The 9,151-nt window shown below is 60.9% G+C and carries 7 protein-coding genes; 5 read left to right on the top strand and 2 right to left on the bottom strand.

The annotated features are described in order from the left end of the window. Together ACFFAR_RS16090 and ACFFAR_RS16085 are read left to right on the top strand one after the other, a co-directional pair. A partial coding sequence (locus tag ACFFAR_RS16090; RefSeq protein ID WP_375508115.1) for an AMP-binding protein occupies nucleotides 1-663 on the top strand: 663 nt, incomplete at its 5' end. Nucleotides 664-1,185: 522 nt separating this feature from the next. Next, nucleotides 1,186-2,133 carry an alpha/beta hydrolase fold domain-containing protein gene (locus ACFFAR_RS16085; protein WP_174365045.1) on the top strand — a complete coding sequence of 316 codons (948 nt, stop codon included), beginning with the start codon at nucleotides 1,186-1,188 and terminating at the stop codon, nucleotides 2,131-2,133. A gap of 68 nt (nucleotides 2,134-2,201) precedes the next feature. Here ACFFAR_RS16085 and ACFFAR_RS16080 read toward each other — a convergent pair whose 3' ends face one another. Further along, nucleotides 2,202-3,047 (bottom strand): transporter substrate-binding domain-containing protein, encoded by an 846-nt coding sequence (locus ACFFAR_RS16080; protein WP_375508114.1) that lies wholly within the window; start codon nucleotides 3,045-3,047, stop codon nucleotides 2,202-2,204. A 160-nt stretch (nucleotides 3,048-3,207) separates the two neighbouring features. Between ACFFAR_RS16080 and hemE the strand changes: the two genes are divergently transcribed. Then, complete coding sequence (hemE, locus tag ACFFAR_RS16075; RefSeq protein ID WP_174364013.1) at nucleotides 3,208-4,296, top strand: uroporphyrinogen decarboxylase; 1,089 nt, start codon at nucleotides 3,208-3,210, stop codon at nucleotides 4,294-4,296. Nucleotides 4,297-4,756: 460 nt separating this feature from the next. After that, nucleotides 4,757-7,027 carry a primosomal protein N' gene (locus ACFFAR_RS16070; RefSeq protein ID WP_174364014.1) on the top strand — a complete coding sequence of 757 codons (2,271 nt, stop codon included), beginning with the start codon at nucleotides 4,757-4,759 and terminating at the stop codon, nucleotides 7,025-7,027. An 18-nt stretch (nucleotides 7,028-7,045) separates the two neighbouring features. On the opposite strand, the gene ACFFAR_RS16065 is transcribed toward ACFFAR_RS16070, so the two are convergent. Next, entirely contained in the window at nucleotides 7,046-7,216 is a 171-nt protein-coding gene (locus ACFFAR_RS16065; RefSeq protein WP_162915983.1) for a hypothetical protein, read from the bottom strand. Nucleotides 7,217-7,527: 311 nt separating this feature from the next. Between ACFFAR_RS16065 and ACFFAR_RS16060 the strand changes: the two genes are divergently transcribed. Then, on the top strand, nucleotides 7,528-9,151 hold a 1,624-nt coding region (locus tag ACFFAR_RS16060), incomplete at its 3' end, for a proline dehydrogenase family protein (protein WP_375508113.1).

Below are 9,151 nucleotides of genomic sequence, written 5' to 3'. Positions count from 1 at the left end.
AACCTGCGCGAGATCACCATCGCGTATGGGATGACCGAAACGAGTCCCGTGTCCTTCCAAAGCTCGACCACCGATCCCCTCGATAAACGCACGACCACCGTCGGCCAGATCCAGCCCCATCTGGAAGTGAAGCTCGTCAATCCGCTCGGCGAGATCGTCCCGGTCGGCGAGACGGGCGAACTCTGCACGCGCGGCTATTCGGTGATGAGAGGCTATTGGGGCGATGAAGCGAAGACGCGGGAGGCGATCATCGACGGCTGGATGCATACCGGCGATCTCGCCACGCTCGACGCGCAGGGGTATTGCAACATTGTTGGACGGTTAAAGGACATGCTGATTCGCGGCGGCGAGAACATCTATCCGCGCGAGATCGAAGAGTTCTTGTTTCGCCATCCGAAGATTCAGTCCGCGCAAGTCTTCGGCGTTCCCGATAGTAAATACGGCGAAGAGGTCTGCGCGTGGATTGTTCTCAGACAAGGGGAGTACGCAACGCCCGAAGATATCCGCGAGTTCTGCCAGGGACAAATTGCGCACTACAAGATCCCGCGGCACATTCGATTCGTAGACGAACTGCCGATGACCGTCACCGGCAAGATCCAGAAGTTCATCATGCGCGCCCAGATGATCGACGAGCTGAAGCTCTCCGAAGTGAAAACTGCTTGAAGATCATGATTCGACACAAAAAAACGGTCGCCGGAATAATCACGGCAACCATTTCATTCTTGCGCAAACGTTTGTCCAGACGAAAAAAAAGCGGGCCTGGAGCCCGCTAAAAACCACACGCTACGGGGTTAGCGCGAGGAGACCAAAGGTGGGAAAGGGGCCGATTCCTGTTTTGTCGACCAACGAACCCAACAAACATGCCCCTGAAAACCGGGCTTCGGCGCTGTGCCGACCGATGAGCGCAAGTGAGTGGTGTTGCTCTTTTCCCACACTGCACTCGATCACATATGTGTTGAGACCGTTGAAGTGATTGTGGGCGAATAATCCGGGCGTCACCGTAACAAAGTGTTTCAGGTTGTAACCCTTGAACCGCAAGGCTAAGCGGGATTTCTCGTCGGCTTTTTGTCTGTGGAGAGGCGATTTTGCTTATGCAGTTCACGTTCAAGCACAGTCCCATATTTTTAAGCACAATCAGAATCCCGTCGGCCAGATCGAGCGACGCAATGCATGGAGACAAGACGCATGACCATCGACGCAGACCTGCTCGCGTACTACGCAAAGGTCGCTGAAGCCTTCCCCCCACTCCCCGCCGATGCCGACGCACAGGCCATGCGGCAACGATTCCAGGACGTGGCGCGCAAGTTCGCAGCATCGCGTCCGGCCGGCGTCAAAGTGGAAAACATCGTGTTGCCGCTCGACGGGCGTGATCTGGGGGCGCGGGTTTATCGGCCGGAGGAAGCCAGCGGGCCGTTGCCCCTCGTCGTTTATTTCCACGGCGGCGGCTGGGTACTCGGCGATCTCGACACGCACGACCTGATGGTCGCGCGCCTCGCGCTGGATTCGAATTGCGCGGTGGTGAGCGTGGACTATCGGCTTGCGCCCGAATTTGCGTTCCCAACGCCTGTGAACGACGCGCTCGATGCACTGCTGTGGCTGGCCGAGCATCGGTCGCGGCTGGGCTTCGCGACGAACCGTCTGGGCGTGGCCGGAGATAGCGCCGGAGGTCACCTCGCGGCCGTCGCGGCGCGTGCGGCGAACGACCGTGTGGCGGGTCTGGTGACTGCGCAACTGCTGATCTATCCGGTCGCGCGATGCCGCTTCGAAGGCGGCAGCTTTACGGCAAATGCCGAAGGGCCGGGCCTCAGCACGGAAGAGATGAGGTGGTACTGGGCGCAGTTCCTGACCAGCCAACCGCCCGCCGATGACGATGTCCGCGCGTTCCCCCTCGCCGAGTCATATGACCGGACACCGGCACGGGCGTTGATTGTGGGCGCTGCATACGATCCGCTGTACGACGACGCGCACGAATTCACGCGTTTTCTGGAGGCCAATGGCGGCCGCGTCGAGGTGATCGATGCGAAAGACATGACCCACGGCTTTGGCCGGATCCAGGCGCACTCGAAATCCGCTGAAGCGTGGATGAGAAAAACGGCCATGCGCCTCGGTGAATTGTTACACGCACCGCGTTGACTTTTTGCCGGTCAGCGCCATTGGATTACGCGGCGCTTACGCACAGATTCGTAAGCGTCGATTTAGCTTCACTTAAGCCATTTATCGAAGATGGACTGGTACTCACCCGTCGATCGCGACAAATGCAGCCATTGATCCACGTATTGCTGGAACACCACATCTCCGCGTGGTAGCAGATACGCTTTCTCCGCGAACTGGAAGGGCTTGTCCGGATGCACTGAACATAATCCGGGATTGAGCTTTTGCTGGAGCAGCGTTTCGGAGGCATCGGTGACCATGACGTCGGCGCGGCCATCGAGGATCTCCTTGAAGATCGTCACGTTGTCCGGGTACTCGATCAATTGCGAATGTGTCAGGAATTGCTTCGCGTATTTCTCGTTCGTGCCCCCGGGATTCACGATCGTGCGCACACCCGGCTGATCGATCTGTTCAACGGTCTGGTATTTGTCGGCATCGGCGCAGCGGACGATTGGCGTCTTGCCATCGACCATGTAGGGCTGCGTGAAAAACGCGTGCTTCTGGCGCTCCAGCGTGACGGAAATCCCGCCGACCGCAATGTCGCACTTCGCCGTGAAATCGCTCATCAGGTTTGACCACGATGTCTTCACGAACTCCGGCTTGACGTTCAGGAAACGCGCCAGGTTCTGCACCATGTCGATATCGATGCCTTCGAACTGTCCGTCCGGCCGCAGGAACGAATGCGGCTTGTAGTCGCCCGTGGTGCAGATGCGCAGCGTGCCGCGTGCGAGGATTTCATCGAGCCGGGAAGCGGGCGCCGCGGTTGCCGACGGCGCACTCGCCACCGGCGCGGACTTGCCGGTGATGCTGCCGGCCTGCACGGTCTGCGCGGATGCGCCGGACGCGAAGGCCATCGATAAAACGGATACGGCGGCGCAGAAGGCGAAGAATCTCATCAATGCTCCTTGTTGTACGTTGCGAGCGGCCGATGATATCGGTGCAACCGCGCGCTGGATATTGGCGATGCCCCGGCCTCGGACCACATGGAAGGTGGCGGAAATCCCGCCGCCGCGTCCGGTAGAATGCCCTTTTGCCTAACGCTAAAGCCTGAGCCACGTGCCTTCCACACTTCTCAACGATACCTTCCTGCGCGCGCTGCAGCGCCAGCCGACCGACTACACGCCGATCTGGCTGATGCGTCAGGCGGGCCGCTACTTGCCTGAGTACAACGCCACGCGTTCGCGCGCCGGCAGTTTCCTCGGCCTCGCGACCAACCCGGATTACGCCACGGAAGTCACGCTGCAGCCGCTCGAACGTTTTCCGCTCGACGCCGCCATCCTGTTCTCCGACATCCTGACCATCCCCGACGCAATGGGCCTTGGCCTGAATTTCGTGCAGGGCGAAGGTCCCCGGTTCGAGCGCACGGTGCGCACCGAGGAGGACGTGGCGAAGCTGGCGGTGCCGGATATCGATGCCACGTTGCGTTACGTGACCGACGCGGTATCGCAGATTCGCCGCGCACTCACCGACGCACAAGGGCGCCAGAAAGTGCCGCTGATCGGCTTTTCGGGCAGCCCGTGGACGCTCGCCTGCTACATGGTGGAAGGCGGCGGCTCGCCCGATCATCACAGGGTCAAGGCGATGGCCTATTCGCGGCCGGACCTGATGCATCGCATTCTCGATATCAACGCGCAGTCCGTGACGGCATACCTGAACGCGCAGATCGAAGCGGGCGCGCAAGCCGTGATGATCTTCGACACGTGGGGCGGTGCGCTCGCCGATGGCGCGTATCAGCGCTTTTCGCTCGATTACATCGCGAAGGTCGTTGCGGGACTCAAGCGCGAGCACGATGGCGTCAAGGTGCCGGTCATCACGTTCACGAAGGGCGGCGGCTTGTGGCTGGAACAGATTGCATCGATCGGCGTGGACGCAGTGGGTCTCGACTGGACGGTGAACCTCGGCCGGGCGCGCGAGAAGGTGGGTGACAAGGTCGCGCTGCAAGGAAATATCGACCCGACGGTGCTGTTTGCATCGCCGGCGGTGATCCGCACGGAAGCGCGTGCGGTGCTCGACAGTTTCGGCAACCATCCGGGGCATGTGTTCAACCTGGGCCACGGAATCTCGCAGTTCACACTGCCGGAAAACGTCGCGGAACTGGTTGACGAAGTGCATCGGCACAGTCGCGCAATTCGCTCAAAGAGCTGACATTTGATCAAAAAAGATTGCTGCGCTGCGTCACGAAAAGCTTACGCAAGACGATTCGCGGGGCAGCAAGAGTGGCTCGAAATGCCCGTGGTTTGGCCGTTCGCCTAATGTCAAGAGTTGACTTATGCACATTTTGTACGCTGCGGCGCGCAATCCTCAATGCATACCAAAAGGGCTTCGCGAGGTTGTGAATTGTCATCTCAAATGCATGATTAATAAGAGAAATTCAGACTACTCCCGCTATGTGGGGTACCGAACACAAGCAGCGAGATCGCGGTTTTTTGCCCGTGTCAACCAAAGTTCTCAACAAAGTTATCCACAGCCCTGTGGAAAGCGACGAAATCTCAAAAATAATCCACGGCTTAGCGGCGATTGTGATGTTTCACTTTAACTTCGTAACGCTCAGCCTCATGTTCAGGTGGAAGCACTGCGGCGCTGTGGTTCGCGGGCGGTGCGGCAATTGAGCGTCTTCGTTCGCGTCGCGCTGGACCACCCGCTGGCGACACTTTTCGACTATCGATACAACCTCGCGCCCACGCCGCTTCCCGGCATGCTGGTGCAGATTCCGTTCGGGCGTCGTGATGCGGTCGGCATGATTTGCGAAGTCACGGACCATAGCGATGTTCCGGCTGACAAGTTGCGCGATGTGGTCGCCATTTGCAGCGCGCTTGCGCCGCTTGCACAGGAATGGCGGGCGTTGACGCTGTTCGCCGCTGATTATTATCAGCGCGGATTGGGCGAGGTCGCCTTGCCCGCGCTGCCGCAGGTTTTGCGCGATGCATCGCGCTGGGCGAAGTTGCTCGCGCCCGATGAGCGCTACAGGTTGACTGCCGAAGGGCGCGCCAATCTTCCCGATGGCCTGCCCGTGCGCGCGACCGCGCTGCGGCGCCTGGCCGATGCCCTCGCTGCCAACCCCACGCTACCCGCTGCCGATGCCCGCGCGCTGCATCCGAAAGCCCGCGCGACGCTCGATGAATGGCAGTCCCACGGTTGGGTATCGCTGGAAACGGGCGATGTTCCGGCGGAGGACATTGCGCTAGAACCATCGCTGGAAAAAGCCGCGTTGCTCCACGCCAGTGATGCGCTTTTGCCGCAGCTCACAGCCGAACAAGCCGAAGCCGTCGATGCCATCCGCCACGCGCAAGGTTTCGCCGCGTTCCTGCTGCATGGCGTGACGGGCAGCGGCAAGACCGAGGTTTATCTTCACGCACTGGCCGATCTGCTCGCTGCCCGCCCTGATGCTCAGGCGCTCGTGCTCGTCCCTGAAATCAACCTCACGCCGCAATTCGAAGCCGCTTTCCGCACCCGGTTCGCTGCGTTGCCGGAAGGCGCCATCGTCACGATGCACAGCGGCCTGGCCGAGGGAGAACGCGCGCGCAACTGGCTCGCGGCACATACCGGCCGCGTGCGGCTCGTGCTCGGGACGCGGCTTGCTATCCTGGCATCGATGCCGAAGCTGGCGCTGATCGTCGTGGATGAAGAACACGATCCCGCGTACAAGCAGCAGGAGGGCTTGCGTTATTCGGCGCGGGATCTGGCGGTGTATCGGGCGAAGGAAATCGGGATTCCGGTCGTGCTCGGGTCGGCGACGCCATCGCTGGAAAGCTGGTGGCAGGCCGAGCAGGGCCGCTACGTCAAACTCACGCTGACGCGCCGTGCAGTGGCGACCGCCGTCCTGCCGAGCGTGCGGCTGATCGATCTGGAAGAGGAAAAGCAACGCGGCCGGGCGTCGGTGGAAGGCTTGTCCGGACCTTTGGTTGCCGCGATGAAGACGCGACTCGCACGCGGCGAACAAAGCCTCGTGTTCCTCAACCGCCGCGGCTACGCGCCCATCCTTTCGTGCGATGCCTGCGGCTGGGTCGCCGGCTGTCCGCGATGCAGCGCCTACGTCGTGCTCCACAAGCCCGAACGCGCGCTGCGCTGCCACCATTGCGGCTGGGAATCGCGCATTCCGAAGTCCTGCCCGGATTGCGGCAACGTGGACATCGCTCCGATGGGGCGTGGCACGCAACGCGTCGAGGAAACCCTGGCGACGGCGGTGCCGGGCGCGCGGGTCCTGCGCATCGATGCCGACAGCACGCGGCGCAAAGGCAGCGCGCAGGCGCTTTTCTCCGATGTCCACGCGGGCGAAGTCGATATTCTCGTCGGCACGCAGATGATCGCGAAGGGGCACGACTTTCAGCGCGTGACTTTAGTTGGTGTTCTCAACGCCGACACAGCGCTGTTCTCGCACGACTTCCGCGCAAGCGAACGGCTGTTTGCGCAGTTGATGCAGGTGAGCGGACGTGCGGGGCGCGCAGGCTTGCCTGGCGAAGTGATGATCCAGACGCGCTATGCACGGCACGCGCTTTACCACGCGCTGGCCCGGCACGATTACGTCGGCTTCGCCAATTCGACGCTGGCCGAACGGCGCGATGCGCATTTGCCACCGTTTGTTTATCAGGCGATGTTGCGGGCGGAAGGGCGGACGCTGGAAGTCGCGCTGGACTTTCTGGGCGCGGCGGCCGCGGAGTTTGCTGCGCTGCCTGGGGCCGAGAGGGTGACGGTCTATGACGCGGTGCCGCTGACGATTGTGAAGGTGTTCAATGTGCATCGCGCACAATTGCTGCTTGAATGCGCGTCACGAGCGGTCTTGCAGAACGCGCTCAGGGCCTGGCAACCCGTGTTGCGAGGAATCAAGGTCAAAGGCCTGATTCGATGGAACGTTGAAGTCGATCCACTCGATATCTAGGCCCGCACCGACTTCGTTTTACCGCGCAACGTCCGCGCTGGGCGCAAACGCGCCAGCTTTGCGATCGCGATTCCCGCCACGGTTTTCGCCGTCCGGGCGCTCCACGTGCGGGTGCGCTCCGCGGATGAACAAGACTACGCACATTGCGACCATCGCCCATACGATCATGAAGACCATCCAGTTGCTCATATCCTCTGCTCCCGAAACCGCGGCTGTTTAGAATTCGGCCGCTATGGATTCGTCGCTACTTTGGCCGTACCCGAGTTATCGGCAGCAAGGAGGAATTAATTAGGGTGGTGCTGAAAAATCACCAGTCGCGAGAATCCTAGGCATCTGCCGCCAACGCCGCCATCCTCAATTACCCCTAATCCCTTTGTGTATAAGGGTTTCCACAGGTGCAACCCATCCCTTATTTGGCGGTTGCACCTTTTTTATGTGCGAGTTACGATTCGGCCACTTTCAAGCTATCGCCGTCGTTCAACGTCGGCAAGGAACGAGTTATGGCGAGCACCACCCTGGGCGTCAAAGTCGATGATCTCCTGCGCACGCGTCTGAGAGACGCAGCGACGCGCCTTGAACGCACGCCGCACTGGCTCATCAAGCAGGCGATCTTCGCGTACCTGGAACGCATCGAACATGGACAGTTGCCAGCGGAACTGTCCGGTGTACTCGGCGCGGCCGATTCAATCGAATCTTCCACGCATACCGATTCCGACGAGGACGGCGCGCCACATCCGTTTCTCGATTTCGCCCAGAACGTGCAACCGCAATCCGTGTTGCGCGCGGCGATCACGGCGGCGTATCGGCGACCTGAGCCGGAATGCGTGCCGTTCCTGATCGGGCAGGCGCGGTTGTCGGCGAGTGTCGCCAACGAGACGAACGCGATGGCGACCAAGCTCGTCGAAGCACTGCGCAAAAAGCAGACGGGCGGCGGTGTTGAAGGCCTGATTCACGAGTTCTCCTTGTCGAGCCAGGAAGGCGTCGCGCTGATGTGTCTTGCCGAAGCCCTGCTGCGCATTCCCGATCGCGCTACGCGCGATGCGTTGATCCGCGACAAGATCAGCAAGGGCGACTGGCGCTCGCACATGGGCCAGGCGCCGTCCTTGTTCGTGAACGCGGCGACGTGGGGCTTGATGATCACCGGCAAGCTCGTCACCACGAACAGCGAAGCGGGATTGTCGTCGGCGTTGACGCGCCTGATTGGACGGGGCGGCGAGCCGCTGATCAGGAAGGGCGTCGACATGGCCATGCGCCTGATGGGCGAACAGTTCGTCACGGGCGAGACGATCTCGGAAGCGCTGGCGAACAGCCGCAAGTTCGAAGCGCGCGGGTTCCGTTACTCCTACGACATGCTCGGCGAAGCCGCGACAACCGAAGAAGACGCGCTGCGTTATTACGCATCGTACGAACAGGCGATTCACGCAATCGGCAAGGCGGCGGGATCGCGCGGCATTTACGAAGGCCCGGGCATTTCGATCAAGTTGTCGGCCTTGCATCCGCGCTATTCGCGCTCGCAACAAGAGCGCACGATGACCGAGTTGCTGCCGCGCGTGAAGGCGCTGGCGCTGCTCGCGCGTCGCTACGACATCGGCTTGAACATCGATGCTGAGGAAGCGGACCGGCTCGAAATTTCTCTCGATCTGCTCGAAGCGCTTTGCTTCGATCCCGAACTGGCAGGCTGGAACGGTATTGGTTTCGTGGTGCAGGCTTATCAAAAGCGCTGCCCGTTCGTCATCGATTATCTGATCGATCTCGCGCGCCGCAGCCGTCATCGGATCATGGTCCGGCTGGTCAAGGGCGCGTACTGGGATTCGGAAATCAAGCGCGCTCAAGTCGATGGCCTCGAAGGTTATCCCGTCTATACGCGCAAGATCTATACGGACATCTCGTACGTGGCCTGCGCGAAGAAATTGCTTGGCGCGCCCGATGCCGTCTACCCGCAATTCGCCACGCATAATGCGTTCACGTTGTCGGCTATCTATCATCTCGCCGGTGGGAACTATTATCCCGGCCAGTACGAGTTCCAGTGCCTGCACGGCATGGGCGAACCGCTGTACGAAGAAGTCACCGGACGCGACAAGCTCAACCGGCCGTGTCGCGTGTATGCGCCTGTCGGTACGCACG

The sequence above is a fragment of the uncultured Caballeronia sp. genome, assembly GCF_964243625.1.
GTDB lineage: Bacteria > Pseudomonadota > Gammaproteobacteria > Burkholderiales > Burkholderiaceae > Caballeronia.
The sequence above is the reverse complement of the archived record's forward strand: the minus strand, read 5'-3'. Positions and strand labels throughout refer to the sequence as shown.